This window comes from Candidatus Pantoea rara, assembly GCF_051136265.1.
In the GTDB taxonomy this organism is placed as follows: domain Bacteria; phylum Pseudomonadota; class Gammaproteobacteria; order Enterobacterales; family Enterobacteriaceae; genus Pantoea; species Pantoea rara.
This window is the reverse complement of record NZ_CP194942.1, coordinates 744,659-771,092: the sequence shown is the minus strand read 5'-3', so window position 1 is coordinate 771,092 and position 26,434 is coordinate 744,659. Positions and strand designations below refer to the sequence as shown.

At 55.4% G+C, this 26,434-nt stretch carries 25 protein-coding genes; 15 read left to right on the top strand and 10 right to left on the bottom strand.

Annotation, left to right across the window (positions count from 1 at the left end):
• Window positions 1–54: 54 nt before the first annotated feature.
• The 3 genes from ACR8BF_RS03770 to speA form a co-directional block, all read right to left on the bottom strand.
• Window positions 55–465, bottom strand: a complete 411-nt coding sequence (locus ACR8BF_RS03770) for a YidB family protein (RefSeq protein ID WP_314985488.1) — start codon at window positions 463–465, stop codon at window positions 55–57.
• A gap of 190 nt (window positions 466–655) precedes the next feature.
• Window positions 656–1,576 carry an agmatinase gene (speB, locus tag ACR8BF_RS03765; RefSeq protein WP_090965875.1) on the bottom strand — a complete coding sequence of 307 codons (921 nt, stop codon included), beginning with the start codon at window positions 1,574–1,576 and terminating at the stop codon, window positions 656–658.
• Between the two features lie 171 nt (window positions 1,577–1,747).
• On the bottom strand, window positions 1,748–3,724 hold the full coding sequence (speA, locus tag ACR8BF_RS03760; RefSeq protein ID WP_090965877.1) for a biosynthetic arginine decarboxylase: 1,977 nt from the start codon (window positions 3,722–3,724) through the stop codon (window positions 1,748–1,750).
• Between the two features lie 842 nt (window positions 3,725–4,566).
• Here speA and metK point away from each other — a divergent pair.
• Together metK and ACR8BF_RS03750 are read left to right on the top strand one after the other, a co-directional pair.
• Entirely contained in the window at window positions 4,567–5,718 is a 1,152-nt protein-coding gene (gene metK, locus ACR8BF_RS03755) for a methionine adenosyltransferase (protein ID WP_179898506.1), read from the top strand.
• A gap of 534 nt (window positions 5,719–6,252) precedes the next feature.
• Window positions 6,253–7,650 carry a sugar porter family MFS transporter gene (locus tag ACR8BF_RS03750; protein ID WP_179898507.1) on the top strand — a complete coding sequence of 466 codons (1,398 nt, stop codon included), beginning with the start codon at window positions 6,253–6,255 and terminating at the stop codon, window positions 7,648–7,650.
• A 69-nt stretch (window positions 7,651–7,719) separates the two neighbouring features.
• On the opposite strand, the gene ACR8BF_RS03745 is transcribed toward ACR8BF_RS03750, so the two are convergent.
• Together ACR8BF_RS03745 and ACR8BF_RS03740 are read right to left on the bottom strand one after the other, a co-directional pair.
• The gene (locus ACR8BF_RS03745) at window positions 7,720–8,955 is read right to left on the bottom strand and encodes an O-antigen ligase family protein (protein ID WP_434745566.1); all 1,236 of its coding nucleotides are present in this window, start codon (window positions 8,953–8,955) and stop codon (window positions 7,720–7,722) included.
• 25 nt (window positions 8,956–8,980) lie between these two features.
• Window positions 8,981–10,129 (bottom strand): glycosyltransferase, encoded by a 1,149-nt coding sequence (locus ACR8BF_RS03740; RefSeq protein ID WP_434745565.1) that lies wholly within the window; start codon window positions 10,127–10,129, stop codon window positions 8,981–8,983.
• A gap of 141 nt (window positions 10,130–10,270) precedes the next feature.
• Here ACR8BF_RS03740 and ACR8BF_RS03735 point away from each other — a divergent pair, with 141 nt between their 5' ends.
• The 6 genes from ACR8BF_RS03735 (at window position 10,271) to ruvX (ending at window position 14,483) form a co-directional block, all read left to right on the top strand.
• Window positions 10,271–10,783 carry a SprT family zinc-dependent metalloprotease gene (locus ACR8BF_RS03735; RefSeq protein ID WP_179898510.1) on the top strand — a complete coding sequence of 171 codons (513 nt, stop codon included), beginning with the start codon at window positions 10,271–10,273 and terminating at the stop codon, window positions 10,781–10,783.
• 75 nt (window positions 10,784–10,858) lie between these two features.
• Window positions 10,859–11,563, top strand: a complete 705-nt coding sequence (endA, locus tag ACR8BF_RS03730; protein WP_434745564.1) for a deoxyribonuclease I — start codon at window positions 10,859–10,861, stop codon at window positions 11,561–11,563.
• Between the two features lie 67 nt (window positions 11,564–11,630).
• Entirely contained in the window at window positions 11,631–12,362 is a 732-nt protein-coding gene (gene rsmE, locus ACR8BF_RS03725) for a 16S rRNA (uracil(1498)-N(3))-methyltransferase (RefSeq protein ID WP_179898512.1), read from the top strand.
• Between the two features lie 106 nt (window positions 12,363–12,468).
• Window positions 12,469–13,413: a glutathione synthase gene (gshB, locus tag ACR8BF_RS03720; protein ID WP_179898513.1), complete on the top strand. Its 945-nt coding sequence runs from the start codon at window positions 12,469–12,471 to the stop codon at window positions 13,411–13,413.
• Between the two features lie 87 nt (window positions 13,414–13,500).
• A complete protein-coding gene (locus tag ACR8BF_RS03715; protein ID WP_179898514.1) occupies window positions 13,501–14,064 on the top strand; it encodes a YqgE/AlgH family protein in 564 nt (187 codons plus the stop codon).
• Window positions 14,064–14,483, top strand: a complete 420-nt coding sequence (ruvX, locus tag ACR8BF_RS03710; protein ID WP_179898515.1) for a Holliday junction resolvase RuvX — start codon at window positions 14,064–14,066, stop codon at window positions 14,481–14,483. Before ACR8BF_RS03715 ends, ruvX begins: the two co-directional genes overlap by 1 nt.
• A 5-nt stretch (window positions 14,484–14,488) precedes the next feature.
• Here the strand turns inward: ruvX and ACR8BF_RS03705 are convergent, their stop codons facing one another.
• Window positions 14,489–15,484, bottom strand: a complete 996-nt coding sequence (locus ACR8BF_RS03705) for a type IV pilus twitching motility protein PilT (RefSeq protein WP_434745563.1) — start codon at window positions 15,482–15,484, stop codon at window positions 14,489–14,491.
• A gap of 14 nt (window positions 15,485–15,498) precedes the next feature.
• On the opposite strand from ACR8BF_RS03705, the gene ACR8BF_RS03700 reads away from it, so the two are divergent.
• The 4 genes from ACR8BF_RS03700 to hemW are packed head-to-tail and all read left to right on the top strand — an operon-like array spanning window position 15,499 to window position 18,520.
• Window positions 15,499–16,206, top strand: coding sequence for a YggS family pyridoxal phosphate-dependent enzyme (locus tag ACR8BF_RS03700; protein WP_434745562.1), 708 nt, complete (start codon window positions 15,499–15,501; stop codon window positions 16,204–16,206).
• 12 nt (window positions 16,207–16,218) lie between these two features.
• Window positions 16,219–16,773 (top strand): YggT family protein, encoded by a 555-nt coding sequence (locus ACR8BF_RS03695; RefSeq protein ID WP_013358979.1) that lies wholly within the window; start codon window positions 16,219–16,221, stop codon window positions 16,771–16,773.
• Between the two features lie 21 nt (window positions 16,774–16,794).
• The gene (locus ACR8BF_RS03690) at window positions 16,795–17,388 is read left to right on the top strand and encodes an XTP/dITP diphosphatase (RefSeq protein ID WP_179898518.1); all 594 of its coding nucleotides are present in this window, start codon (window positions 16,795–16,797) and stop codon (window positions 17,386–17,388) included.
• Entirely contained in the window at window positions 17,381–18,520 is a 1,140-nt protein-coding gene (hemW, locus tag ACR8BF_RS03685; protein ID WP_179898519.1) for a radical SAM family heme chaperone HemW, read from the top strand. Before ACR8BF_RS03690 ends, hemW begins: the two co-directional genes overlap by 8 nt.
• Window positions 18,521–18,570: 50 nt before the next feature.
• On the opposite strand, the gene ACR8BF_RS03680 is transcribed toward hemW, so the two are convergent.
• The 3 genes from ACR8BF_RS03680 to trmB all read right to left on the bottom strand — a co-directional run bounded on the left by ACR8BF_RS03680 (window position 18,571) and on the right by trmB (window position 20,398).
• Window positions 18,571–19,287: a DUF2884 domain-containing protein gene (locus ACR8BF_RS03680; protein WP_434745561.1), complete on the bottom strand. Its 717-nt coding sequence runs from the start codon at window positions 19,285–19,287 to the stop codon at window positions 18,571–18,573.
• A gap of 65 nt (window positions 19,288–19,352) precedes the next feature.
• Window positions 19,353–19,679 (bottom strand): YggL family protein, encoded by a 327-nt coding sequence (locus ACR8BF_RS03675; RefSeq protein WP_003853403.1) that lies wholly within the window; start codon window positions 19,677–19,679, stop codon window positions 19,353–19,355.
• Window positions 19,679–20,398, bottom strand: coding sequence for a tRNA (guanosine(46)-N7)-methyltransferase TrmB (trmB, locus tag ACR8BF_RS03670; RefSeq protein WP_179898521.1), 720 nt, complete (start codon window positions 20,396–20,398; stop codon window positions 19,679–19,681). Before trmB ends, ACR8BF_RS03675 begins: the two co-directional genes overlap by 1 nt.
• A gap of 154 nt (window positions 20,399–20,552) precedes the next feature.
• Here trmB and mutY point away from each other — a divergent pair, with 154 nt between their 5' ends.
• Genes mutY through mltC form a run of 3 tightly spaced genes read left to right on the top strand, consistent with a single transcriptional unit; the run spans window position 20,553 to window position 23,044 of the window.
• Window positions 20,553–21,638, top strand: a complete 1,086-nt coding sequence (gene mutY, locus ACR8BF_RS03665; RefSeq protein WP_179898522.1) for an A/G-specific adenine glycosylase — start codon at window positions 20,553–20,555, stop codon at window positions 21,636–21,638.
• Window positions 21,638–21,910 carry an oxidative damage protection protein gene (locus ACR8BF_RS03660; RefSeq protein ID WP_090965909.1) on the top strand — a complete coding sequence of 91 codons (273 nt, stop codon included), beginning with the start codon at window positions 21,638–21,640 and terminating at the stop codon, window positions 21,908–21,910. Before mutY ends, ACR8BF_RS03660 begins: the two co-directional genes overlap by 1 nt.
• Window positions 21,911–21,964: 54 nt before the next feature.
• On the top strand, window positions 21,965–23,044 hold the full coding sequence (mltC, locus tag ACR8BF_RS03655; RefSeq protein WP_179898523.1) for a membrane-bound lytic murein transglycosylase MltC: 1,080 nt from the start codon (window positions 21,965–21,967) through the stop codon (window positions 23,042–23,044).
• Window positions 23,045–23,844: 800 nt separating this feature from the next.
• Here the strand turns inward: mltC and ACR8BF_RS03650 are convergent.
• Window positions 23,845–25,998 (bottom strand): ornithine decarboxylase, encoded by a 2,154-nt coding sequence (locus tag ACR8BF_RS03650; RefSeq protein WP_434745560.1) that lies wholly within the window; start codon window positions 25,996–25,998, stop codon window positions 23,845–23,847.
• Between the last annotated feature and the right edge of the window lie 436 nt (window positions 25,999–26,434).

Genomic DNA, 26,434 nt, shown 5'->3' with positions numbered 1-26,434 from the left:
AGGCGCATGCACGGTGCATGCGCCTGTCGTGCCGGTCAGGTCAGCATCACAGACCTACCGTTTGAATATCTGATCCACCATCGAACCTAAATCGAGTTTGTTCTCGTGCAGTGACGCCTCATCCATATGCCCCTGGGGCGACATTTTGTCGATCAGCTGCGGCAGAATGACCGCCAGCGTGCCCGCTGCGCCCTTAACGTCGGTTCCCAGCTTATCCGCCAGTGACTGCAGTTCAGCCTGCCCAAACGCAGAGTGGATGTCGCTGTGTTCTACCGGCTGATTACTTCCAGTGCCGATCCACGAGCCAAACACCTCACCCAGCCCGCCCTGCTGGAATTTTTGCAGCAGCACTTCAATACCGCCCTGCTCCTGCACCCAGTGCCAGACCGCCTGCAGTTGTCCGGGCAAATGCCCATCACTCTGATTACCCTGCAACGATCCCGCCAGTTCATCAAGAAAGCCCATCATTGCCTCCACGTTAAGAATTGATATCTGTCAGTTTAGTTGCTGATGCGCGGTTACGCCTGAGGCGCATGCGCTGTCACAGAGGAAACGATCTGGAGGGGGAAAGCGGATGGAGGTCGTTACGGGTGCTGTGCCGCATTTGCCGGCAGCGCAGAGCCTGCCGGATTAATCCGGCAGGCTCTTAACGGGATTAACCTTTGTTTGCAGCCTGAACATGCAGCATATCCAGCGCGAGCGTCGCCGCCGCCAGCGCGGTCAGGTCAGCGTGATCGTAACCCGGCGCCACTTCCACCAGATCCATGCCGACAATGTTCATACCCTGCAGGCCACGAATCAGCTTGGTCGCTTTATCGGTGGTCAGGCCGCCAATCACCGGTGTGCCGGTGCCAGGCGCATGCGCCGGATCCAGACAGTCAATGTCGAAGGTCAGATAGATCGGCAGATCGCCGACAGTGCGTTTCACTTCGGCGAGGATATCGTCAACGCTGCGATCATTGACCTGCGCCGCATCCAGCACGTTGAAGCCCAGGCTCTTGTCGAATTCGGTACGGATACCGATCTGCACAGAATGCTGTGGATCAATCAGCCCCTCTTTCGGCGCGGTGAAGAACATGGTGCCGTGGTCGAAGGTCGGGCCGTTGGAGTAAGTGTCGGTATGCGCATCAAAGTGCACCAGGGCCATCTTGCCGAAGTGTTTCGCATGGGCACGCAGCAGTGGCAGCGTAACGTAGTGGTCGCCGCCAAAGGTCATCATGCGTTTACCATTGGCCAGCAGTTTTTCAGCGTGGGCCTGTAACTTGTCGGAGAGATCCTGCGAATCACCAAAGGCGTAAACCAGATCGCCGCAATCCACGACGTTCAGACGCTGACGCAGGTCGAAATCCCACGGCCAGCGGCAGCCTTCCCAGGCCAGATTGGTGGAGATCTGACGAATCGCGCCCGGACCCAGGCGGCTGCCCGGACGACCCGATGTTGCAGCATCAAACGGCACGCCGGTGATAACCCATTCGGCGTCGCTGTCGTAAGGCTGGAAATTCAGCGGAAAACGCATGAAACCAAAGGCGTTAGAAACCAGGGAGTTGTCGTACTGATTGCCAAGCGTGTTATACATAATTGCTCTCTCTCTATGTGCGTAAGTCGGGCCAGGCCCGCAAGCCATCAGGCTGAGATAAAAAAAATCCCCTCCGCGTCGTTAGGCCCGACGAGGAAGGGATTGAGTGAGTCAGATTATCGACATAGTTAACGGCAACTGCAATATGCGATTGCGGGCTGCCCGGGCCGATTACTCATCTTCTAAATAGGTGTATCCGTAAAGGCCACTCTCAAACTCTTCCAGGAACTGCGCGCGCAGCTCTTCGTCGAGATCGGACGCCTGCACCTGATTACGGAACAGCGCCATCAGCTCGTTGGGATCAAGCTGCACGTAGCGCAGCATGTCCGCCACGGTGTCGCCTTCATCAGAAAGCTGCACTTCCACATCGCCATTTTCGCGTGCGTAGACATCCACCGCTTCGGTGTCACCGAACAGGTTGTGCATGTTGCCCAGAATTTCCTGATAAGCCCCGACCATGAAGAAGCCCAACATTGGCGGGTTATCCAGGTCATATTCCGGCATCGGCATGGTAGTTGCGATACCGTCGCCATCCACGTAGTGATCGATGGTGCCATCAGAGTCACAGGTGATGTCGAGCAGCACGGCGCGGCGCTCCGGTTTCTTGTTCAGCCCTTCCAGCGGCAGTACCGGGAACAGCTGATCGATACCCCAGGCATCCGGCATGGACTGGAACAGCGAGAAGTTAACGTAGATCTTATCCGCCATCCGCTCCTGCAGCTCGTCGATGATCGGACGGTGCGCACGGTTGCTGGGATCGAGATGCTGCTGAATATAGTGGCAGATGCTCAGATAGAGCTGCTCAGCCCATGAACGCTGCTTGAGATCGTAGGTGCCAGACGAGTAGCCGGTATGGATATCAAACAGATCCATCTGGCTGTCGTGCAGCCATTCACGCAGCGAACGGCGGGTGCTTGGCTCATGCATCTCCTGCCAGGTTTCCCACATGCTGAGGATCGGGCGCGGCGCATCCGCATCCGGCGTTTCAGGTTCGCTGAACTCGTTACGCTCCACACCAATGATATTGGAAACCAGCACCGTGTGGTGCGCGGTCACAGCACGACCCGACTCGGTAATCACCGTCGGATGCTCCAGACCGTGCTCATCACAGGCTGCACCAATCGCCCAGATCACATTGTTGGCATACTCATTCAGGCCATAGTTGACCGAGCAGTCAGACTGCGAGCGCGTTCCTTCGTAATCGACGCCCAGACCGCCGCCGACGTCGAAGCATTTGATGTTAACGCCCAGCTTCGCCAGTTCGACGTAGAAACGCGCCGACTCACGCACGCCGGTAGCGATGTCGCGGATATTGGACATCTGCGAGCCCAGATGGAAGTGCAGCAGCTGCAGGCTGTCGATGCGACCGGCTTCACGCATGATCTCAACCAGCTTCAGCACCTGGGTCGCTGACAGGCCAAACTTCGACTTTTCGCCGCCACTCGACTGCCATTTACCGGAGCCCTGTGAAGCCAGACGCGCACGGATACCGAGACGCGGCACCACATTCAGACGCTCCGCTTCTTCCAGCACCAGCCGCACTTCCGTCATCTTCTCCAGCACCAGATAGACCTTGTGGCCCATCTTCTCGCCGATCAGCGCCAGACGAATATATTCGCGGTCTTTATAGCCGTTGCAAACGATCACTGAGCGGGTCTGACCGGCGTGCGCCAGTACGGCCATCAGCTCTGCTTTCGAGCCGGCTTCCAGTCCCAGCGGTTCGCCCGAGTGGATCAGCGATTCGATGACGCGTTTGTGCTGGTTAACTTTGATCGGGTAAACCAGGAAGTAGTCGCCTTTGTAGCCGTAAGATTCACGCGCACGTTTAAAGGCGGCGTTAATCGAGCGAAGACGGTGTTGCAGAATCTGTGGGAAGCAGAACAAGGCAGGCAAACGCTGGCCCTGTGCTTCGCGCTCTTTAACCAGGCGGGCTAAGTCGACGCGCACGTCCGGACGGTCCGGATCGGGGCAGACACTGATGTGGCCCAGTTCGTTAACGTCGTAATAGTTGTTGCCCCACCAGGCGATGTTGTAGGTTCGCAACATTTTACTCGCATCCTGATCGTTCATTGCAACCTCCTGCATGGAGCGGAGTGCACCCTGTTCGCCAGCTGACGAACCTTTGATATTCTTCATGTCGTCAGACATCGCGAACCTCAATTTTCCGTTGAAAGATAAAACTGTTAACCGGCTTTATGGCCGCTAATCTGAAAACCTGTTGCCACATTAAACGCATTGTCCTGTTCACCTGACGTTGCCGTCAGCGCGATTCACGCATGAGAGTTAAGTGTAAAACACCCTGGCCATTTCCGTTTAAACAGAGAACATTTAACTGTCTGGTATTGACCATGGATAACCTGCGTCGTTCCGCTGCGCGGACGCAGAGAAGAGACAAAACGGGTCGAACAGAGATAAAGATTAGCCTGCGCCTGTGTCGGTAAAATTACCGCATCGGACATAGTGTCGGCAGGAAAAAGAAACAGATGGGAGGCAGGAGAGAGCCAGCGCAGCGTCGCAGCGCGAAGAACCGAAAGAAGAAAAAGCGTGGTTCATTACTTGTATCACCTCCGCATATGCCAGCGGCACATGGAAAACAACCTGGGTGAAAGCCAGACCAGAGTCTGACAGGCGCGACGCAAACAGTGGCGTCATCCTTGCTGCTGCTATCGAAGCAGCGGCGTTTTATACAGTTTACAGCCCTAAAATGCAAAAATATTATCCGGGAATTGCGTGGAGTGTCAGCAAATTATGCCGATAACGATTACAGGTTAAGCGCCGAAACAGAAAAAGGGCTGGTAATTGGTTTACCCTCTATCCTAAAATAGCCGTCCAGATGGTTTTCCATCTAAACAGGTTATTATCCAGGCGGTGTCAGCCTGCTGTGCTGATACACCTCACTGCTCGCGGCTTTGCCTGAAGGGGCGTCAGGTCAGACAACCTCACTGGCGCTATGCAGTCGAACTCAAACCATATTTAAGGTAAAGAACAGAATGGCTAAACACCTTTTTACGTCCGAGTCCGTATCAGAAGGACATCCCGATAAAATCGCCGACCAGATTTCCGATGCTGTGCTGGATGCAATCCTGGAACAGGATCCTAAAGCACGCGTGGCCTGCGAAACCTACGTTAAAACCGGTATGGTGCTGGTTGGCGGTGAAATCACCACCAGCGCATGGGTCGATATCGAAGAGATCACCCGTCAGACCGTACGTGAAATCGGCTATGTTCATTCCGATATGGGCTTTGATGCCAACTCCTGCGCGGTACTGAGCGCGATTGGTAAACAGTCTCAGGATATCAACCAGGGGGTTGACCGCACCGATCCGCTGGAACAGGGCGCGGGTGACCAGGGTCTGATGTTCGGCTATGCCACCAATGAAACAGACGTGCTGATGCCTGCGCCCGTGACCTATGCGCACCGTCTGGTTCAGCGTCAGGCTGAAGTGCGTAAAAATGGTACTCTGCCGTGGCTGCGTCCCGATGCCAAGAGCCAGGTCACTTTCCAGTATGACGATGGCAAAATCGTGGGTATCGATGCAGTCGTGCTTTCTACACAGCACGCCGAATCCATCAGCCAGAAAGATCTGCAGGAAGCGGTGATGGAAGAGATCATCAAGCCGGTTCTGCCAGCAGAATGGCTGAGCGCCTCAACCAAATTTCACATCAACCCAACTGGTCGCTTTGTGATCGGCGGCCCGATGGGCGATTGCGGTCTGACCGGTCGTAAAATCATTGTGGACACCTACGGCGGTATGGCGCGTCACGGTGGCGGTGCGTTCTCGGGTAAAGATCCTTCCAAAGTTGACCGCTCTGCAGCCTATGCGGCGCGTTATGTGGCGAAAAACATCGTGGCCGCCGGCCTGGCTGACCGTTGTGAAATCCAGGTCTCCTACGCTATCGGCGTCGCTGAACCGACTTCCATCATGGTGGAAACCTTCGGCACCGAGAAAGTTTCAACTGAACAGCTGACCCTGCTGGTACGCGAGTTCTTCGACCTGCGTCCATACGGTCTGATTCAGATGCTGGATCTGCTGCACCCAATCTATAAAGAGACCGCGGCTTATGGTCACTTTGGTCGTGAACACTTCCCGTGGGAAAAAACCGACAAAGCGGCCCTGCTGCGTGAAGCTGCTGGCCTGTAAGGTCAGCGGCTAATGATAAAAACCCTGCCCCTGCGGCGGGGTTTTTTATTGCCTTTTCAGCCCCAATGCTAACCGGAGAATTTTTGCTTACGCCATCGTCCAGAAAGAGCTGACCGCACCGTTTTCAGCGCGCGCCCGGCGATGGAAAAAACGAATCTTTCCGGCATCTCCTTCACTCTGCAGCAAATTTTCAATTCTCAACTACAATTCCTTTCGCTTTTTCTGACGACGAAATGTTAACGATTACAAATTGAAATGCTTTGTTTATCCGATATTTAGGAATTAACGCACGTAGTTATTATGCTGAAAATGCGTTATTTTCAGCGTCGTCTGATAGCCACTAAATAGACCATTGTCAGAAACTTAATGAGTGCTATACCTCACTGGTTAATTAATCTTTCCGGGAAAAATATGCTGAATTTCAGGGTTTCAGCGTGTGTAAACGATTACACTGATGTGATCAGGCTCACTTTTTTCCCGCAAAAGGTTTTTTAACATTGATAAAAACAATGATGGATAAACCTGGAGGCTAAAATGCCTGGCAATACACACAAAAGCAGAACTTCAAATAAGGCGATGACCTTATTTGTCTGCTTTCTGGCGGCCCTTGCGGGACTGCTGTTCGGTCTGGATATCGGCGTCATCGCCGGTGCTCTGCCGTTTATCGCAAAGGACTTTAACGTCACCCCTCATCAGCAGGAGTGGATCGTCAGTTCCATGATGTTTGGTGCGGCGGTCGGTGCTATCGGCAGCGGCTGGATGTCATCCCGCCTGGGCCGTAAGAAAAGCCTGATGGCTGGTGCGATTCTGTTCGTCATCGGTTCACTCTGGTCAGCGATGTCACCAAACCCGGAAATGCTGATCAGCGCCCGCGTTCTGCTGGGCCTGGCTGTCGGTATCGCCTCTTATACCGCCCCGCTTTATCTTTCTGAGATCGCGCCGGAAAAAATTCGCGGCAGTATGATTTCGCTTTACCAGCTGATGATCACCATCGGTATCCTGGGTGCTTACCTTACCGATACGGCCTTCAGCTTTACCGGCAACTGGCGCTGGATGCTGGGCATCATCACTATTCCGGCACTTCTGTTGCTGGTCGGTGTTTTCTTCCTGCCAAACAGCCCACGCTGGCTGGCGGCGCGAGGCAACTTCCGCGATGCACAACGCGTCCTGGATCGCCTGCGTGACACCAGCGAACAGGCAAAACGTGAGCTGGAAGAGATTCGTGAGAGCCTGAAGGTCAAGCAATCTGGCTGGGGTCTGTTCACCAGCAGCAGCCACTTCCGTCGCGCGGTCTACCTCGGCATTCTGTTGCAGGTGATGCAGCAGTTTACCGGCATGAACGTCATCATGTACTACGCGCCAAAAATCTTTGAAATTGCGGGCTTCACCAATACCACCCAGCAGATGTGGGGCACGGTAATTGTGGGTCTGGTCAACGTACTGGCGACCTTCATTGCTATTGGTCTGGTGGATCGCTGGGGTCGTAAACCTACCCTGATCCTCGGCTTTATGGTGATGGCAGCCGGTATGGGCGTGCTGGGCACGATGCTGCACTTCGGCATTCACTCAGCGGGTGCACAGTACTTCGCGGTCGGTATGCTGCTGATGTTCATCGTCGGTTTTGCCATGTCAGCCGGTCCGTTGATCTGGGTACTCTGTTCCGAAATTCAGCCGCTGAAAGGCCGCGATTTCGGTATCACTGTCTCCACGACCACCAACTGGATCGCGAACATGATCGTAGGTGCGACCTTCCTGACCATGCTGAATACGCTGGGCAACGCGAACACCTTCTGGGTCTACGGACTGCTTAACCTGTTCTTCATCCTGCTGACTGTGATGCTGATTCCTGAGACCAAAAACGTCTCGCTGGAACACATCGAACGTAACCTGATGGCAGGTAAGAAACTGCGCGACATCGGTTCACGCGACTAACATTACGCGGTAAAAAAAACGGCGGGGTTTCTCTGGAAACCCCGCCGTTTTTATTGGTTCAGACCAACACTATGCAGACGTCACCCGCGTCACCGGCAGCGGCCGCCGTATGCAGCAGAGCGCCAGCGCCATCATGAAGATGGTAGCAGTCTGATTATAAGGCAGCACTGAATCGGTCAATCCGGCGATAAACAGCCCCAGCATCGGCAGCGCTACGCCGCGCAGATCGCACTTCTTCAGCACGCCTGTCAGCACCGTCAGATAGATCAGCGCCAGCGACAGCGTGCCCAGCCAGCCCTGCAGCGTGGTCACTTCCAGAAACTCGTTATGCATGTTGTATTTGACATTGGTGTAGCCTTCAACGTTGAGGGGATAGTGCGCCATGATGAACTGACGCGCCTCGGTGGTGCGTGCATCCGGTGTCGTAAAGCCGCCGCCATGATGCTCAATAAAGTTAACCGCCCCGCCCCAGATAGCCACACGTGCGCCCAGCGAGGTCGAGCTGTTTGAGCCGTAGTTCTCAATATCCTGCATCCCTTCCACCCAGCGGTTGCTGGTCATCAGAATCAGCACCGCCAGCACGCCCACCAGCAGAGCGCTGATCCGCCAGTTAGTCAGCAGCGACAGCCGATAAGTCTGCACCAGGAACAGCAGCCCCACAGCAATCATCGCAATGAGGGTCACGCGGGTACCGCAGAGGTAGAGCAAGGCAAAGGTCACGGCCAGCACAACGACATCGGCCACCTTCCAGTATGCATGTGTCTCAAAGCGGCTCAGCCACAGCCAGGCACAGTAGATAAACAGAATCATATACGAGGACATCGAGGCCGCTTCGGTGGTGAGTTTGATGCGGATATTCTCGGTGTAGAGATGCTCGTGGATACCAAAGCCCAGCGTAATCAGCAGTCCGACAAGGATTAACCCTCTTCCGATACGGAGCGTGGTTGTGGAGACCCGATGCCCATAAATTGCCAGACTGAGCAGCACAAAAGCGCCGAGTAGCAGCCGCTTCGCCCCCAACAGATAATTGCCGATATTGGTCATGGCATCGGTTGAGGGCGCAGTGTCGATTCCTTTCACATGTATCGCCCAGAAGAGACGGATCAGGGCGAAAATAATCAGCACAGCAAACAGGGCGAGATAAAAACCATTTTCTTTAAAGTCTATTCGCCTGCGCGCTACGCCATACAGGATGGATGCGACGGAGAGATAAGAGACCAGATAGAATATTTTTTGCGGCAGGCCGGTGACAAACATATTCAGTGACAGCGCCAGGCAGAGCGCAATGACTGAAAAATTAACCATTATCGTTAATCCATTGCGACTGATTTTATTCGTCATGCTTAACCTCAGTAAGGCGGTTAAACACACTCATCAGGTGCTTCATATAATTTTCCTCATAAAAACCGGTGATGCTCGCTTTAATGACCTGATGGTCGGGGAAGTGAAAATCCCCGCTCATGGCATTGAGAATAGCGGCCAGCGCCATGCTGTCATTGGTGGGATAGAGCTGACCATTGATTCCGTTCTGAATAATTTCTGACGGGCCGCTGATACAGTCGGATGACACGCAATAAACGCCACGCGACATCGCCTCCAGCAGGATCAGCGGGAAGCCTTCAAAGTTGGAGGTCATAAGCAGACAGGTAACCTGTTTAATATGGTGGCGGACATACTCCCAGGCGTTCTCCTGCCAGCCATGCCAGGTAATGCGATCCTGAATCCCAAGTTGCGCCACGTAGTGCTGACACTGCTTCAGGTCTTCCCCGTCACCCACAATCTCCAGCGTCCACGGCGCATCCAGATGCTTTAACGCATCAAAAAGATCTTTAAGCTGTTTCTGCCGCTGAAAATGGACGCGACCGATATAGAGAAACTTCAGCCCCTGCGGTCTGCCGATAACGACATCATTGCGCCTGATGGGGTTGTAGATGACGTCAACGTCATTGGCGCGTGCGCCTAACTCCACCAGTTGCTCTTTGATCTGATTACTGATGGCAAAATGGTGCTCGGCCCGCAGCAGATAATGGGGACGATACCGTTCACGCGGTGGCAGGTGCATCCAGCTCGACAGGACGATTTTACGCCCTGAAAGCGTAATGGCCCGGCGCGTCATCAGGCAGGGAATGGTGTTAAGCGTCAGGATATGATCGGGCTGATAGCGACGAAAGAAGGCGGCCATTCTCAGCGTGTGAATAAGATTTTTTATCTTCTTATTCCGCAGCGTGCAGAGGCTCTCTGCCAGAACGGCATTGGCGGTCCAGGCGCGGGACTGGCTCTCCTCTCCGCTGTTAATAATAAACAGCCCCGCTTCGGTGCCGGGCTCCGCATTCAGAGCCGTGATCAACTGACCGGTGACATTTTCCATTCCCCCCCGACCGGCCATCAGATCCGTCACCAGCACAATCCGTTGTTTCCTGACGTTATCATTATTTTTCATTGCCTTATCCCTGCTCTGTGCCGTTCGCTTCTCATTCATCCACTCTGCGGTGAATATTATCAATAGGATATTCTAAAAAACGCCATAACCATATTTAAACCAGAATTTTCCTCCCCGCCAGAACCGCGCCGGAGGTTGCCAGCGTTGAGTTCCTGCACGGCGGCGATTATTCTGAGCACCATGAAAACTTCTCGTCTCCCCATTGCCCTGCAGCAGGCTGTGATGCGTTCACTGCGCCAGTCGCTTGAACGTGCAAATCAGGCACTGAAAACCGCCTACCCGGAACCGAAACTGCTCTACCAGCAGCGTGGGACGGCGGCGGGTACCGCCTGGCTGGCGTCCTGGGAGATCCGCATCAATCCGGTGCTGCTGCTGGAAAACCAGCAGGCATTTATCGATGAAGTAGTGCCGCACGAGCTGGCGCATCTGCTGGTCTGGAAGCAGTTCGGTCGCGTCGCCCCCCACGGTAAAGAGTGGAAGTGGATGATGGAGACTGTGCTGGGTGTTCCGGCACGACGCACCCATCAGTTTGAGATAGCCTCCGTGCGCAGCAAGACCTTTGCTTACCGCTGTCAGTGTCAGCAACATCAGCTGACGGTGCGCCGCCACAATCGGGTGCTGCGCAAAGAGAGTGAATATCGCTGTGTGCACTGTGGCAGCCTGCTGATCGCAGGGGAGTTTATCGCCTCCTGAGAACACTCCCCATTCCGCACTATTCCACATTCTGTTAACCTGCCGCCCTTTTTCATATTAGGTAGAAGCTGGAATATGTCTCGCATAATAAGTCTGGCGGTTGCGCTGCTGTTCGCACCCGCCGCTGACGCCCTGAACCTGAATAACTATCATCAAAATAATTTTCAGCAGGCAAAAACCTTTGCTGCGGCGATTAACGCCGATGCGCCGGGTTCGTTCTACTGTGGCTGTAAGATTCAGTGGCAGGGGAAAAAAGGCATTCCCGATCTCAACAGCTGTGGCTATCAGCCGCGTAAAAACGCGAATCGCGCCGCACGCATTGAGTGGGAACATGTGATGCCGGCCTGGGAGTTTGGTCATCAGCGCCAGTGCTGGCAGGACGGTGGCCGCAAAAACTGCAGCAAAGATCCCGACTATCGCCGCATCGAAAGTGACCTGCACAATCTGGAACCGGCGGTGGGTGAAGTGAATGGCGACCGTGGGAACTTCGCCTACAGTCAATGGAATGGCAGCGAGAAGCAGTATGGCCAGTGTGAGATGAAGATCGACTTTACACTCAAACAGGCAGAGCCACCTGCACGGGCGCGCGGCGCCATTGCCCGCACCTATTTCTATATGCGCGACCAGTATAATCTGCGTATTTCGCGCCAGCAGACGCAGCTATTTACCGCCTGGGACAAGCTCTATCCCGTCACCCAATGGGAGTGTGAACGCGATCAGCGCATTGCAAAGGTTCAGGGCAATCACAATCCTTATGTGCAGCAGGCTTGCCAGCGCTAAAATCCCTGCCCTACACTAGCTCTTTTTCCCATGACGCCGCTGCGCGGCGTCCGGTCTCAGGAACCTTATGCGCATACCTCGCATCTATCACGCCGGGCCATTAGACATCGGCAGTGAAATTACCCTGGATGAAGATGCATCCAATCATGTGGGCCGGGTACTCCGGATGACGGCAGGTCAGCGTCTGGAACTCTTTGATGGCACTAATCTGACTTTTGCAGCAGAGATCACGCATGTTGATAAAAAGCGTGTAAAAGTATCGGTCACAGAGAGCCAGCCGGATGATCGCGAGTCGCCTTTACATCTGCATTTAGGTCAGGTGATGTCGCGCGGTGAAAAAATGGAATTCACTATCCAGAAATCGATCGAACTGGGCGTAAATGTCATTACACCCTTGTTTTCCGAGCGCTGTGGCGTAAAGCTTGATGCTGAGCGTCTGGCGAAAAAGATCCAGCAGTGGCAGAAAATTGCTATTGCCGCCTGCGAGCAGTGCGGCCGTAATCGCGTGCCGGAGATTCGTGAAGCGATGACGCTGGAAGCGTGGTGTGCAGAAGCGGATAGCGGTCTGAAGCTCAACCTGCATCCGCGTGCCAGCCACAGCATCAACACGCTGCCACAGCCTGTTGAGCGTGTACGACTGCTGATTGGCCCTGAAGGCGGTTTGTCTGCGGACGAAATTGCGATGACGGCGCAGCACGATTTTACTGACATTCTGCTTGGCCCACGGGTATTACGCACCGAAACTACCGCACTGACCGCCATTACGGCACTTCAGGTGAGGTTTGGCGACCTGGGTTAAGCGATACTTTCAGCGGACAGAGAGCAGGCATGATGTCCTGACCGATCGGCCCACTGCAGACCGAACCAGACGAGACGGTAAATACCGCCTCACCGAGGAGATAATAATGATTAAACTTGGCATCGTGATGGACCCTATTTCGTCCATCAATATTAAAAAAGACTCCAGCTTCGCTATGCTGCTGGAAGCACAGCACCGTGGTTACGAAATTCACTACATGGAGATGCACGATCTCTCCCTGCGCGGTGGCGTGGCGTCTGCCCGCACCCGCCTGCTGACCGTTGAGCAGAACCCTGAGAACTGGTACCAGTTCGGCAGCGAGCAGGTGATCCCGCTGGCTGATCTGAACGTGGTGCTGATGCGTAAAGATCCGCCATTCGATACCGAGTTCATCTATGCGACCTACATTCTGGAGCGCGCTGAAGAGCTGGGTACGCTGATCGTGAATAAACCGCAGAGCCTGCGTGACTGTAACGAAAAGCTCTATACCGCCTGGTTTGCGGAATTTACGCCTGACACCCTGGTGACCCGCAGCAAAGCACAGCTGCGTGACTTCTGGCAGGAGCATGGTGACATCATCATGAAGCCGCTGGATGGCATGGGTGGCGCGTCGATTTTCCGCGTGAAGAAAGATGATCCTAACTTTGGCGTGATTACCGAAACCCTGACCGAGCATGAGAGCCGTTTCTGCATGGCGCAGAACTACATCGCGGCGATCACCGAGGGTGACAAACGCGTGCTGGTCGTGGATGGTGAGCCGGTGCCTTACTGCCTGGCACGTATCCCGCAGGGCGGTGAAACGCGCGGCAACCTTGCCGCCGGTGGTCGTGGTGAAGCACGTCCGCTGAGCGAAAGCGATTGGGAAATTGCGCGCCGTGTTGGCCCGACACTAAAAGCAAAAGGGCTGATTTTTGTCGGTCTGGACATCATCGGTGATAAACTGACTGAAGTTAACGTAACCAGCCCAACCTGCATTCGTGAAATTGAGGCTGCGTTCCCCATCTCCATCACCGGCATGTTGATGGATGCCATTGAGAAGCGCCTGGGCTGAGCATGACGCCGGGGCGTGGCTCCGTGATCAACCCAATACCGGTGCGGCAGTCGCGTGCCGGTTATTTTTTTGGTACATCGTGTGAGAATGAATTTACAACATCACTTTTTGATTGCCATGCCTTCATTGCAGGATCCTTTCTTCAAACGTTCCGTAGTTTATCTCTGCGAACATAACGAAGAGGGTGCAATGGGACTGATCATCAATAAACCCATGGAAAACCTGACGGTTGAAGGCATTCTGAAGAAGCTGAAAATATCTGCTGACGATCGCGATCCGTCGATCAAGCTGGATAAACCGGTGTTTACCGGCGGCCCGCTGGCAGAGGATCGTGGCTTTATCCTGCACTCAGCACAACGTACCTTTACCTCCAGTATTCGTGTCTCCGATAACACGATTATCACCACGTCCCGTGATGTGCTGGAGTCAATCGGCACCGCCACTCAGCCCACCAATGTCCTGGTGGCACTGGGTTACTGCGCCTGGGAAAAAGATCAGCTGGAAAATGAGCTGATGGAAAATGCCTGGCTGACTACGCCCGCTAACAGCAACATCCTGTTCCAGACGCCGATTTCAGAGCGCTGGCGCGAAGCGGCGCGCAGTATTGGCGTCGATATTCACAACATGGCCAGCGACGCAGGACACGCCTGATGTCAACTCAGACTCTTTTAGGTTTCGATTTCGGCACCAAAAGCATTGGTGTCGCCGTAGGTCAGGAGCTTACTGGCAGCGCCCGTCCGTTGACCGCGATCAAAGCGCAGGATGGCATCCCGGACTGGCAGGTGATTGAAAAACTGCTGAAAGAGTGGCAGCCCGATTTCGTGGTCGTCGGCCTGCCGCTGAATATGGATGGCACCGAGCAGCCACTGACTGAGCGCGCGCGTAAATTTGCCAACCGTCTGCACGGTCGCTTCGGCATCCGGGTAGAGTTGCAGGATGAACGGCTCAGCACGGTAGAAGCGCGTGCTGGCCTGTTTGAGCGCGGCGGCTATCGCGCGCTTAATAAAGGGTCGGTTGATTCACAGTCTGCCGCCATCATTTTGCAGGACTGGTTCGAAAACCATTACTGATCTACTTATTCTAATAGTCCGGCCGCCTGGCGTGCCAGCCGGCTCTGCTCAAACGTCTGCATACCGGCCTGCGCGCCGGTCTGCAGCAGCGCGGGGATCTGGTGCATCTTGCCTTCCCGGATCAGATTCGTGATGCCGGGTGTGGCGATCAGTACTTCAAACAGTCCGATGCGCGATCCAGCAACAGAGGGTACCAGCCGCTGCGCAATCACGGCTTTCAGACTGCCCGCCAGCTGAGTACGCACCAGCTGCTTCTCCTCCGCCGGAAAGACATCCACCAGCCGATCTACCGCCTGCGCCGCGCCACGCGTGTGCAGCGTTGCCAGCACCAGATGGCCGGTTTCTGCCGCCGTGAGCGCCTGACGAATGGTATCGCTGTCGCGCAGTTCACCCAGCAGAATGACGTCAGGATCTTCACGCAGTGCCCCCTTTATCCCTAGCGAGAACGAACCGCAGTGCAGGCCGATTTCGCGCTGCTGAATCAGCGACTGCTGGCTGTGATGAATAAATTCAATCGGGTCTTCCAGCGTGATGATATGACGCGCCTGCTGGCAGTTCAGCGCATCGACCAGCGCCGCCAGCGTGGTCGATTTCCCGCTGCCGGTCGCCCCCGTCACCAGAATCAGCCCATCCTGCTGTTCCAGCAACGTCGGCACAATCGCGGGCAGTTGCAAACTCTCCATCGTCGGGCACGTCGTGGCGATAATGCGCAAGGCCAGAGACAGGCCGTTACGCTGCATAAACAGATTCGCCCTCAGACGCTGGCCGCTGGCCAGGCTCAGGGCGAAATCAAGCTGCCCTGCGCGCTCCAGCGCCTGCCGTTGCGGGTCACTCAGCCAGCGGGCCATAAACTGCTCCATCCAGGCGGCAGAGAGCCTGGCCTGCTGCGGAATCACTTCCAGCTTTCCCTCCCGCCGCCAGTAGGGCAAATGTCCGCTGCAAAGGTGCAGATCGGCGGCATTATGCTTTACACTAAGCCCCACCATTTCATCCAGATTCATAATTTCTCCTGACTATGACCTCAATCCAGCAGAACCTACAGCAAGTGCGGCAGCGAATCGCCGCCGCTGCCGCGCGTTGCGGCCGCGCACCAGATGAAATTACCCTGCTTGCAGTCAGTAAAACCAAACCTGCGAGCGCGGTCGAAGAAGCCTTTGCCGCTGGCCAGATGGCCTTTGGTGAAAATTACGTTCAGGAAGGGGTTGAAAAGGTTCAGGCACTGGCCTCACATCCTGAGCTGGAGTGGCACTTCATCGGCCCGTTACAGTCCAATAAAAGCCGTCTGGTGGCAGAAAATTTCGCCTGGTGTCACACCATTGACCGCCAGCGTATTGCGCAGCGGCTCAACGATCAGCGGCCCGCGTCGCTGCCACCGCTGAATGTGTTAATTCAGGTAAATATCAGTGACGAAAACAGCAAATCTGGCATCATGCTGGAGGCTGTTTCCGGGCTGGCGGAGCAGATCGCTGCCCTGCCGCAACTGCGGCTGCGGGGTTTGATGGCCATTCCGGCAGCGGAAAGTGATTACCCGCGGCAGCTGGCGGTGTGTCAGCAGATGGCGGAAGCCTTCAGGCAACTGCAACAGCAGTATGCTGACATTGACACGCTTTCACTGGGAATGAGCGATGACATGGAGGCGGCTATCGCCGCAGGCAGTACGATGGTGCGTATCGGCACCGCCATTTTTGGCGCACGAGATTATGCGCACAACTCACAACAATAATAGAGGAACTTCATGTTAACACTGACGTTTTTAGTAAAAACGCTGATCGATCTCTACGTCATGGTGCTGCTGTTACGCATCTGGATGCAGTGGTCCCGCTGCGATTTTTACAATCCAGTGGCACAGTTTGTCGTTAAAGTTACCCAGCCAATTGTTAAGCCGCTGCGCCGCATACTCCCGGCTCTGGGGCCGATTGATACTGCCTCGCTGCTGCTGGCCTTTGTGCTGACCACGCTGAAATACCCGATTTTATTGCTGATCCAGGTGGGTGTATTCTCGGTCGATCCGACTAATCTGCTGGTCGGCCTGTTGTCGCTGGTCAAATCCGCTGGCTACCTGGTCTTCTGGGTCATCATCGTACGCTCTCTGATGAGCTGGATCAGCCAGGGACGTGGCCCGGTCGATTATCTGCTGGTGCAGTTAACCGAGCCGATGATGGCACCGATTCGCCGTATTCTGCCTGCGATGGGCGGCATCGATTTCTCAGCGATGATCGTTATCCTGGTGCTGTATGCCCTGAACTTTCTCGGCATGGACCTGTTCCCGGGTCTCTGGTACTTGCTGTAAATGAATCAAACTGGAACTGTTATGCAAAAAGTTGTCCTCGCAACCGGCAATCCCGGCAAAGTGCGTGAGCTGGCGGAGTTACTCTCCGCCTTTGGTCTGGATATCGTCGCACAGACCGACCTTGGGGTTGAATCGGCGGAAGAGACCGGCCTGACCTTTATTGAGAACGCAATTCTCAAGGCGCGTCACGCGGCACAGATTACCGGATTACCGGCCATTGCTGATGACTCCGGCCTGGCTGTAGATGCACTGGGCGGCGCGCCTGGCATCTACTCAGCCCGCTACGCCGGTGAAGATGCCAGTGATCAACAGAATCTGGAAAAGCTGCTGCAGGCGCTGGAAAACGTGCCTGACGGTCAGCGTCAGGCGCAGTTTCACTGTGTGCTGGTCTATCTGCGTCATGCGGAAGACCCGACTCCACTGGTGTTCCACGGCAGCTGGGAGGGTGAGATCACCCGCTCCGCCTCTGGCACCGGTGGCTTTGGATACGACCCGATTTTCTTTGTCCCGGCGCTGGGAAAAACAGCCGCCGAGCTGAGTAAAGCGGAAAAAGGTGCAGTTTCTCACCGGGGTAAAGCATTGACGCTGTTGCTGGAAGCGATGCGTAATGCCTAATCTGCCGCCGTTAAGTCTCTACATCCACATTCCGTGGTGCGTACAGAAATGTCCCTACTGTGATTTCAACTCCCACGCGCTGAAAGATGAGGTGCCGCACGTTGAATACGTGCAGCACCTGCTGCGCGACCTGGAGATCGACTTACCCCTGATCGGGGACCGGGAAGTGCGCACTATCTTCATTGGTGGCGGCACGCCCAGCCTGCTGAGCAGCAGTGCGATGCAGATGCTGATGGATGGGGTTCGGGCGCGTCTGACGCTCTCTCCTGATGCTGAAGTAACCATGGAAGCTAATCCAGGCACCGTGGAAGCGGACCGGTTCAGCGCCTATCAGCGCGCCGGTATCAACCGTATTTCGATTGGTGTGCAAAGTTTCAGTCCGCAAAAGCTGCAGCGTCTTGGCCGCATTCATGGCCCGGAAGAGGCCGTCCGTGCCGCTGAACTGGCGGAGTCGTTGTCGCTGCGCAGCTTTAACCTCGACCTGATGCATGGCCTGCCCGATCAGTCGCTGGAAGAGGCGCTCGACGATCTTCGTCAGGCGATTGCGCTAAATCCGCCGCATCTCTCCTGGTATCAGCTCACTATCGAACCCAACACTCTATTTGGCTCACGCCCGCCGGTGCTGCCGGATGATGATGCGCTGTGGGATATTTTCGAACAGGGCGATCAGCTGCTGCAGGCTGCCGGTTATCAGCAGTATGAGACCTCCGCCTACGCGAAGCCGGGATATCGCTGTGAACACAATCTCAACTACTGGCGCTTCGGCGACTATCTGGGGATTGGGTGTGGCGCGCACGGCAAGCTGACGCAGCCGGATGGCCGCATTGTCCGCACGGTGAAAACCCGTCATCCGCGTGGATTCATGCAGGGTAACTACCGCGAAAAGCAGTATGACGTTGCCGATAGCGACAAGCCGTTCGAATATTTCATGAACCGCTTTCGCCTGCTGGAAGCCGCACCACGCGATGAGTTCAGCCGCTACACCGGTTTATCAGAGCAGGTGATCCGTCCGCAGATGGATGCCGCGATTGCCGCCGGTTACGTGAATGAAACCCCGCAGCAGTGGCAGATTACGGAAAAAGGAAAGTTGTTCCTGAATTCACTGCTGGAGCTGTTTTTAGCGGAAGAGTAAAAAGCGGAAGAGAAAAAAAGCGCCTCAGCCCGGCAGGCTGAAGCGCTTTTTTATTTTTTCAGTGCGCCGGTAAGCTGTTTACGCTGATCTTCCAGCGAAATAACGCGATTACACACCTCATGACCGAAGTTCTGGAAATCCTGCTCCTGCTTGCTCCACTCAGCCTGAATTGACTGCTGCAGACCGCCCAGATTTCCCATAATCGCCTGCAGCGGATTACTGCCGCCGCTGCCCTGCTTACTGCCCATTTCATTCAGGCTATCCTGCATCACGCCGCCCAGCGTTGACTGCACCAGTCTTTCGCCTTCGGCGCGCACCTGATCGATCGCCTGGTGGTGGAACGTCAGCCCATCTTCACGGTGTTCAATGATGCGGTTCATCTGCTGTTTCAGCTGGCCATTCAGCGTGGTCAGGCGGTTACGTACGTTGCTGTCGGTGCCCAGTTTCTCAACGATGACCCGATCCAGCGCCGCGCGCCCCTTCTCCAGACGTGACGTCGCCCCGCTGTCGATCCACGGCAGATCGCGACGGAGCGCGTTCTGATAGTCGATCGCTTTCTGGCGTTCAGCATTATCCAGCGTGACCTTCTGTCCATTGAACTGCAAGTCACCCTGCGGCGAGATTTCCATATTGCCGTTAGCACCGACCACCTGCACACTCTGCGGCCTGATGACCACATCGTCCTGTGGCTTAACGCTGCATTCATAGGCTGCCTGAGCCTGAGTTGCTGCTACCAGCAGCACAGCAAGAAGCGCTTTACGCATCATATCTACTCCCTAAGATCGGATCTGAAACCCTCTGATCGGGCATGGGCCCGATACGTTGTGACGACTTAGTCCCACCAGACGTCAAAGAGTTCAGTCATCTGCACGTCCTGCAGTTTGCGGTCTTCCAGCCATTTGCGGACCAGCGCACGATGCTCATCGGTACATTTGCCGGTTTTCTGCAGGCAAACCAGACCTTCCCACACCAGGTAACCGCTGCCATCGAAAGCCAGACCGTTAGGATCGATCGCTTCATTGATGAACTGGTTCAGCGTCTCATCAATTTCGCTTTCGCTGGTGCCTTCCGGGAAGCGCCAGGCAACCGAGAAGCCCAGTTCCTGAAACTCGTCGATGTGCAGTTTTTTACGTAAACGGCGGCTGCGTTGTGTGGCCATTATTTCACCCTCTCAAACATTAAATCCCATACGCCGTGGCCTAAACGCTGCCCGCGCTGCTCAAACTTGGTCAGTGGACGCGTCTCAGGACGCGGCACGTAATTCTGTTGTTCTGACTGGTTGCGGTAGCCATCAATGCTGTTCATCACTTCAAGCATATGCTCCGCGTAGGCTTCCCAGTCGGTCGCCATGTGGAAAACGCCGCCCAGTTTCAGTTTACGCATCACCAGCTCAGCGAAGGGTACCTGAACGATACGGCGTTTGTTGTGGCGTGCTTTATGCCACGGATCGGGGAAGAAGAGCTGTACCATGCGCAGCGAGTTATCCGGAATCATCTTCTCCAGCACTTCCACGGCATCGTGACACATCACCCGCAGGTTCTGTAAATCGGCTTCTTTGGCGGCGGCGAGACAGGCACCCACGCCCGGTGCGTGCACTTCAATACCCAGGAAGTCCTGATGCGGCGTGTTCTGCGCCATGGTCACCAGCGATGCGCCCATGCCAAAGCCAATCTCCAGCGTCACCGGGGCTTCACGGCCAAATAGCGCGGGCAGATCGACAGGCGTCGGCTGATATTCCACCCCCATGACCGGCCACAGGGTATCCAGCGCCTGCTGCTGGCCTTTCGTTAAGCGACCCTGGCGGCGCACAAAACTGCGGATCCGGCGCAATGGCCGCCCGTTCTCATCAAATTCTGGGGTGATGACGTCATTAATCATGTAAAAGCCTGCTGGTTAGCCTGTTCCGGGAAACGGGCATTATGCAAAGTTCATAAGCAGAAGCAAGCCTTTGCAATCTTCCGGTTTACACCCAGGTGCGCATGTGCTGGAATTCCTGCCTGAGTGTAGAGTAAACACGGAAAATTTCCTTCTTATGATGCAAGCGCCGCAGTTCGCGCAACAGGTGCTGGACTGGTATCAGCGCTTTGGTCGCAAAACCCTGCCGTGGCAGCTGGAGAAAACGCCTTATAAGGTGTGGCTCTCCGAAGTGATGCTACAGCAAACCCAGGTTGCCACGGTAATCCCCTATTTTGAACGCTTTATGGCGCGCTTCCCCACGGTCACCGATCTGGCTGCGGCTCCGCTGGATGAGGTGCTGCATCTCTGGACCGGCCTTGGCTATTACGCCCGTGCGCGTAATCTGCATAAAGCCGCAAAGCAGATTGTCGAGGTGCATGAGGGCACGTTCCCGCGTAATTTCGACGATGTCTCTGCTCTGCCCGGTGTCGGCCGCTCAACGGCGGGCGCGATTCTGTCGCTGTCGCTGGGGCAGCATTTCCCCATTCTGGATGGCAACGTTAAGCGCGTGCTGGCTCGCTGCTATGCCGTCAGCGGCTGGCCGGGTAAGAAAGAGGTTGAAAAGCGGCTCTGGCAGATTAGCGAGGAGGTCACGCCTGCCGAGGGCGTCAGCCAGTTTAATCAGGCGATGATGGATCTGGGGGCTATCGTCTGTACCCGTTCGAAGCCGAAGTGCGAAATCTGTCCGCTGAACAGCGGGTGTGAGGCCTATGCCACCAGCAGCTGGGCGAGCTATCCTGGTAAGAAGCCTAAGCAGGTGCTGCCAGAGCGCAGCGGCTGGTTCCTGATGATGCAGGATGGTGATGATGTCTGGCTGGAGCAGCGGCCGCCTGTGGGCCTGTGGGGCGGTCTGTTCTGCTTCCCGCAGTTTACTACGGAAGCGGCGCTGACCGACTGGCTGGCGACGCGCGGCATCCATGCAAAACCTCAGCAGCTCACCGCATTTCGTCACACCTTCAGCCATTTCCATCTTGATATCGTACCCATGTGGCTGGCATGGCCTGTTGCCGGGTCGGCGATGGATGAAGCAGGCGGTCTCTGGTATAACTTAGCGCTGCCACCATCTGTGGGACTAGCCGCACCCGTTGAGCGCCTGTTAAACGAGCTACGCCATCCCCGACAACTGGCTTTAAGCCGTTGTGAGATCAATGAGGAAGAATAATGAGCCGCACCATTTTTTGTACTTTTTTACAGCGCGACGCCGAAGGACAGGATTTTCAGCTCTATCCAGGCGATCTGGGTAAGCGCATTTACAATGATATTTCTAAAGAAGCCTGGCAGAAGTGGATGGCGAAACAAACCATGTTGATTAACGAGAAGAAGCTCAACATGATGAATCCCGACGATCGTAAAGTGCTGGAGAAGGAGATGATCAATTTCCTGTTCGAAGGTAAAGACGTTCATATCGAAGGCTATACACCGCCAGAAGCGTAAACATTCCGGGCCTCATCGCTGAGGCCGGTTATCCAGGTCAGGCTTGCACTCCCAATGAATAAAAAATTAATCGCCCTGCTGGTGATAGCACCACTTTTGGTTTCCTGCTCCGGGTCAAAGAAGCCGCAGTCCCACGAGGAGTGGGTAAAAGATACTAATGCCTTTGATATTCTGATGGGGCAGTTTGCTCACAATATTGAGAATATCTGGGGTATCAACGAGGTCCTGATCGCCGGACCTAAAGATTACGTCAAATATAGCGACAACTATTACACCCGCAGCCACATCAACTTTGAAAGCGGTAAGCTGACCATTGAGACGATTTCCGGTACCGATCCGATGGCAAGTCTGCGTCAGGCGATCGTGACCACGCTGTTGATTGGTGAAGATCCGGGTAATGTCGATCTCTATTCTGATGCCAACGACATTGAAATCAGTAAAGAGCCGCTGCTGTATGGGCAGGTGCTGGATAATACCGGTCAGCCGATTCGCTGGCAGGGCCGCGCGGAAGCTTTTGCTGACTATCTGATTCAGAATAAATTGATGCGCCGCACCTCGGGTCTGCATGTGATTTACAGCATTTCGATTCCGATGGTGCCGAACCACCTGGACAAGCGTGCGCACAAATACCTGCCAATGGTGCGTAAAGCTGCCGAACAGTATGGTGTTGATGCCTCGTTGATCCTGGCGATTATGCAGACCGAGTCGAGCTTCAACCCCTACGCCGTGAGTCATTCAGATGCGCTGGGTCTGATGCAGGTGGTGCAGCATACCGCCGGTGTTGACGTATTCCGCATGAAGGGGAAATGGGGCAAGCCGAGCCGCAGCTATCTGCTGGATCCGGAGAACAATATCGATGCCGGTACGGCTTATCTGTCGCTGTTGCAGCGTAGCTATCTGGGCGGCATTCAGGATCCGGTCTCACGCCGCTATGCGGTGATCACCGCCTATAACGGTGGTGCAGGCAGCGTGTTGCGCGTCTTCTCCAGCGATAAAGATCGGGCGTTCTCGATGATCAACGGTATGTCATCCAGCAAGGTTTACTCGACCCTGGCAAACCAGCACCCGTCTGCGGAGTCGCGTCGTTATCTGTATAAGGTGAGTACTGCGCAGAAGAGTTATCGGGGATTCTGATCGGCGCCGCTGCAGCGGGGATTATTGTTCGCTGCGCGAACGGGCTATGAGAAGGTTTCGTTCGCCTGGCAGGCTGGGCAGTTTCAGACACGCCTCTGCAGGCGACCCACAAGGGGGCGCCAGTGCCGCGCCCCCTTGACCCCGCGCTCCGGCCTGCTTGACCGCCGCTTCGCGGTCCCTTCGTGTCTTCCGGATTTCTCACGGACCGCCGGGACGCGCCATCCCTGGCACGAACCCGCCTCTTCGCGACATCCCTGTCGCTCGTCCTGAAATCCCTCATCCGCTCAGCGGTTCTGACGGCCTTCCTCCCCCGCTTTTATCTCTTCTTTTTGTGTTGAGTACTTTATCGCTTTACGTTTCCGGAGCTGTCTTTATCCGGCAGATAACGCAGCATCAAAATACATAAAAAATTCACAGGCGAGGGTTTGTGAGAGGCATCCGAAGCGCTGAGGAACAACCGGAGGCCAGGATGAGCCGACAGGACGTCGGCGAAAGGACGGTTCGCGCCAGGGATGGCGCGTCCGGACGGTCCGTCGGCCGCAGAGCGTGACGAGGGCACCCCGCAAAGCGGGGCGCGCAGGCAGCCGGACGCCGGGATTGTTAAGGGGCGGGCGTACGCCCCTTAACGCGTCCGCCTGCACGGGCGACCTGAAACTCCCTGCCGCCTGGCGGGCGTAACCTTCTCATAGCCTCATTCGCGCAGCGAACCATAGGCCTGACGGGCGTAACCTGCTCATAGCCCGTTCGCGCAGCGAACAAAAAGGCCCGGCGGGCCGCTAGCCGCCTCTGCCCCGCTCAGATCAGTGCCCCACCATCATATTCGCCACCAGATACTTCTGTCCCTGCTCATCCTCTTCGGTGTAAACGCCCTGCAGCTCCGGTGAGAAGCCCGGCAGCAGATTAAGTCCCTCTTCCAGCGCCAGGAAGTAACGCTGCACCGCGCCGCCCCAGACTTCCCCTGGCACGACGCACAGCACGCCTGGAGGGTAAGGCAGCGCGCCTTCAGCAGCGACACGACCGGCTGCATCAGCAATGGGGACCAGCTCCACTTCGCCGCGAATATAAGCCTGATGCGCATCCTGCGGATTGACCCTGACCGGGGGGAACTCCGCAGCGCGGAACATCAGTCGCTGCAGATCTTTAACGTTGTGACTGACGTAAAGATCGTGCATCTCCTGACAGAGGCGACGCAGGGTATAACCGGCATAGCGTTGCGCGTTTTTGCGATGAATCGTCGGCAGCACTTCGGCCAGTGGCGCATCCTCTTTAACGTGCTGCTCAAACTGCGCCAGCATCGCCACCAGATTCGCCATCTTCTCCGGACTCTCAGCCGGGGTCAGCAGGAACAGGATCGAGTTGAGATCGCACTTCTCCGGCACAATGCCATTCTCACGCAGGTAGTTCGCCAGAATGGTCGCAGGGATCCCAAAATCACTGTACTCCCCGCTGGCCGCGTCAATGCCCGGCGTAGTCAGCAGCAGCTTGCAGGGATCGACCCGATACTGATCGCGCGCGTAACCTGCAAAGCCGTGCCATTTCGCCTGTGGTTCAAAGCTGAAATAGCGCAGATCGCGGGCGATCGTCTCCGTGGGTGCATCCTGCCAGCGCTGACCCTCTACCGTCTCCGGCACAAACGGCAGGATCATTTCACAGCGATCAAGTATCGCTTTACGCGCTTCAATACCCAGCACGACGCACTCATCCCACATGCGACGCCCCGCTTCGCCCTGATGCATCCTGGCGTTGATATCCAGCGCGGCAAACAGCGGATAAAACGGACTGGTTGAGGCGTGCAGCATAAAAGCGTTATTCAGTCGCTTGTGCGGGCAAAAGCGCCGCTGTCCACGAATGTGATTATCTTTTTTGTGGATCTGCGAGGTCTGCGAAAAGCCTGCCAGCTGCTTATGCACGGACTGAGTGACAAAGATGCCGGGATCGTTCTCATTCAGCTCCAGGGTCAGCGGTGAACAGCCTTCCATCAGCGGAATGAACTGCTCATAGCCGAGCCACGCGGAATCAAACAGGATGTAATCACACAGATGACCAATGCGATCCACCACCTGACGTGCGTTGTAGACCGTGCCGTCGTAGGTACCCAGCTGAATAATCGCCAGACGGAAAGGCCGCGCCTCTTCCGCGCGCTGCGGATCCACTGCCGCGATCTGCTCGCGCAGATAAGCCTCATCAAAACAGTGCGCGTCAATACCGCCAATAAAGCCGAAGGGGTTGCGTGCTGCTTCCAGATAAATCGGGGTCGCCCCCGCCTGAATCAATGCGCCGTGATGGTTCGACTTGTGATTGTTGCGGTCAAACAGGACTAAATCGCCACGGGTCAGCAGCGCATTAGTCACCACTTTATTGGCGCTGGAGGTGCCGTTAAGCACAAAGTAGGTTTTGTCAGCGTTAAACACTTTTGCCGCATACTTCTGCGCATCTTTGGCTGAACCTTCGTGGATCAGAAGATCGCCCAGTTTGACGTCGGCGTTGCACATATCAGAGCGGAAAACATTCTCGCCGTAGAAGTCATAAAACTGTTTGCCCGCCGGATGTTTTTTAAAGAACGCGCCGCCCTGATGTCCGGGACAGGCAAAGGTGCTGTTCTGCATATCGACATAGCGGGTCAGCGTCTCGAAGAAAGGTGGCAGCAGCTCAGCTTCATATGCCTGCGCAGCAGCTTCCAGGGCAATCCACTCCTGCGGCTCGCCATTCAGTTCACCGCTGACGCCCGGCAGGTGCATTACCTCTTCTTCAAACGCATTCGCGACAAACACTGGCAGATTAAAGCCGGTGTGACGCAGCAGCGCCAGCACACCGCTACGGGTATCCGCCAGCGAGACGACAACCGCCGCCACATCCGTAAAGTCGGTGTTATCCAGCGTCACTACGTCACGCGCGGTGTTCAGGGTCAGACTGGGCGCGACAGCGGCGCTGGCAGCAATTTTCAGTGGAGTCATAACAGAATCCCCAACGTCAGGGAGGAAGTGCCTGAGGCACAATCATGGGGACAACGCCCCGGCGAATTATTAGCAGTCAGGAGGCATTACGCAGTCTGTGGAGAAAAAACCCACAGCCGCGGCCTGGCTGGCCTCACCGGATGAGGAATAACGCAGAGTCCGGAAATGAGGAAAACCCGGTGAGCGCCGGAAAAAGCGAACGGTAATCCGGGCGAGTGCGCGGTGAACCGGACATGGCGACGTCCTCTGTGGTGGTGAAGCAGGGTCAAAAAGTGGCGGTCATAATGTCATCTTTTTTACGCATGAACAACCCAGGCCGGGCAATTACTCAATCACACCTGTAAACGTAACGACATGATTTATATAGTCTATTTATCATATAAGATTCATAATACGACTAATCAGATGAATTATATGCAGATTTATGCAAATAGCT

What these genes read in the sequence shown, in the direction of transcription:
- ACR8BF_RS03770 (WP_314985488.1), bottom strand. Translation starts at nt 465, where the DNA reads ATGGGCTTTCTTGATGAACTGGCGGGATCGTTGCAGGGTAATCAGAGT.
- speB (WP_090965875.1), bottom strand. Translation starts at nt 1,576, where the DNA reads ATGTATAACACGCTTGGCAATCAGTACGACAACTCCCTGGTTTCTAAC.
- speA (WP_090965877.1), bottom strand. Translation starts at nt 3,724, where the DNA reads ATGTCTGACGACATGAAGAATATCAAAGGTTCGTCAGCTGGCGAACAG.
- metK (WP_179898506.1), top strand. Translation starts at nt 4,567, where the DNA reads ATGGCTAAACACCTTTTTACGTCCGAGTCCGTATCAGAAGGACATCCC.
- ACR8BF_RS03750 (WP_179898507.1), top strand. Translation starts at nt 6,253, where the DNA reads ATGCCTGGCAATACACACAAAAGCAGAACTTCAAATAAGGCGATGACC.
- ACR8BF_RS03745 (WP_434745566.1), bottom strand. Translation starts at nt 8,955, where the DNA reads ATGGTTAATTTTTCAGTCATTGCGCTCTGCCTGGCGCTGTCACTGAAT.
- ACR8BF_RS03740 (WP_434745565.1), bottom strand. Translation starts at nt 10,129, where the DNA reads ATGAATGAGAAGCGAACGGCACAGAGCAGGGATAAGGCAATGAAAAAT.
- ACR8BF_RS03735 (WP_179898510.1), top strand. Translation starts at nt 10,271, where the DNA reads ATGAAAACTTCTCGTCTCCCCATTGCCCTGCAGCAGGCTGTGATGCGT.
- endA (WP_434745564.1), top strand. Translation starts at nt 10,859, where the DNA reads ATGTCTCGCATAATAAGTCTGGCGGTTGCGCTGCTGTTCGCACCCGCC.
- rsmE (WP_179898512.1), top strand. Translation starts at nt 11,631, where the DNA reads ATGCGCATACCTCGCATCTATCACGCCGGGCCATTAGACATCGGCAGT.
- gshB (WP_179898513.1), top strand. Translation starts at nt 12,469, where the DNA reads ATGATTAAACTTGGCATCGTGATGGACCCTATTTCGTCCATCAATATT.
- ACR8BF_RS03715 (WP_179898514.1), top strand. Translation starts at nt 13,501, where the DNA reads ATGAATTTACAACATCACTTTTTGATTGCCATGCCTTCATTGCAGGAT.
- ruvX (WP_179898515.1), top strand. Translation starts at nt 14,064, where the DNA reads ATGTCAACTCAGACTCTTTTAGGTTTCGATTTCGGCACCAAAAGCATT.
- ACR8BF_RS03705 (WP_434745563.1), bottom strand. Translation starts at nt 15,484, where the DNA reads ATGAATCTGGATGAAATGGTGGGGCTTAGTGTAAAGCATAATGCCGCC.
- ACR8BF_RS03700 (WP_434745562.1), top strand. Translation starts at nt 15,499, where the DNA reads ATGACCTCAATCCAGCAGAACCTACAGCAAGTGCGGCAGCGAATCGCC.
- ACR8BF_RS03695 (WP_013358979.1), top strand. Translation starts at nt 16,219, where the DNA reads ATGTTAACACTGACGTTTTTAGTAAAAACGCTGATCGATCTCTACGTC.
- ACR8BF_RS03690 (WP_179898518.1), top strand. Translation starts at nt 16,795, where the DNA reads ATGCAAAAAGTTGTCCTCGCAACCGGCAATCCCGGCAAAGTGCGTGAG.
- hemW (WP_179898519.1), top strand. Translation starts at nt 17,381, where the DNA reads ATGCCTAATCTGCCGCCGTTAAGTCTCTACATCCACATTCCGTGGTGC.
- ACR8BF_RS03680 (WP_434745561.1), bottom strand. Translation starts at nt 19,287, where the DNA reads ATGATGCGTAAAGCGCTTCTTGCTGTGCTGCTGGTAGCAGCAACTCAG.
- ACR8BF_RS03675 (WP_003853403.1), bottom strand. Translation starts at nt 19,679, where the DNA reads ATGGCCACACAACGCAGCCGCCGTTTACGTAAAAAACTGCACATCGAC.
- trmB (WP_179898521.1), bottom strand. Translation starts at nt 20,398, where the DNA reads ATGATTAATGACGTCATCACCCCAGAATTTGATGAGAACGGGCGGCCA.
- mutY (WP_179898522.1), top strand. Translation starts at nt 20,553, where the DNA reads ATGATGCAAGCGCCGCAGTTCGCGCAACAGGTGCTGGACTGGTATCAG.
- ACR8BF_RS03660 (WP_090965909.1), top strand. Translation starts at nt 21,638, where the DNA reads ATGAGCCGCACCATTTTTTGTACTTTTTTACAGCGCGACGCCGAAGGA.
- mltC (WP_179898523.1), top strand. Translation starts at nt 21,965, where the DNA reads ATGAATAAAAAATTAATCGCCCTGCTGGTGATAGCACCACTTTTGGTT.
- ACR8BF_RS03650 (WP_434745560.1), bottom strand. Translation starts at nt 25,998, where the DNA reads ATGACTCCACTGAAAATTGCTGCCAGCGCCGCTGTCGCGCCCAGTCTG.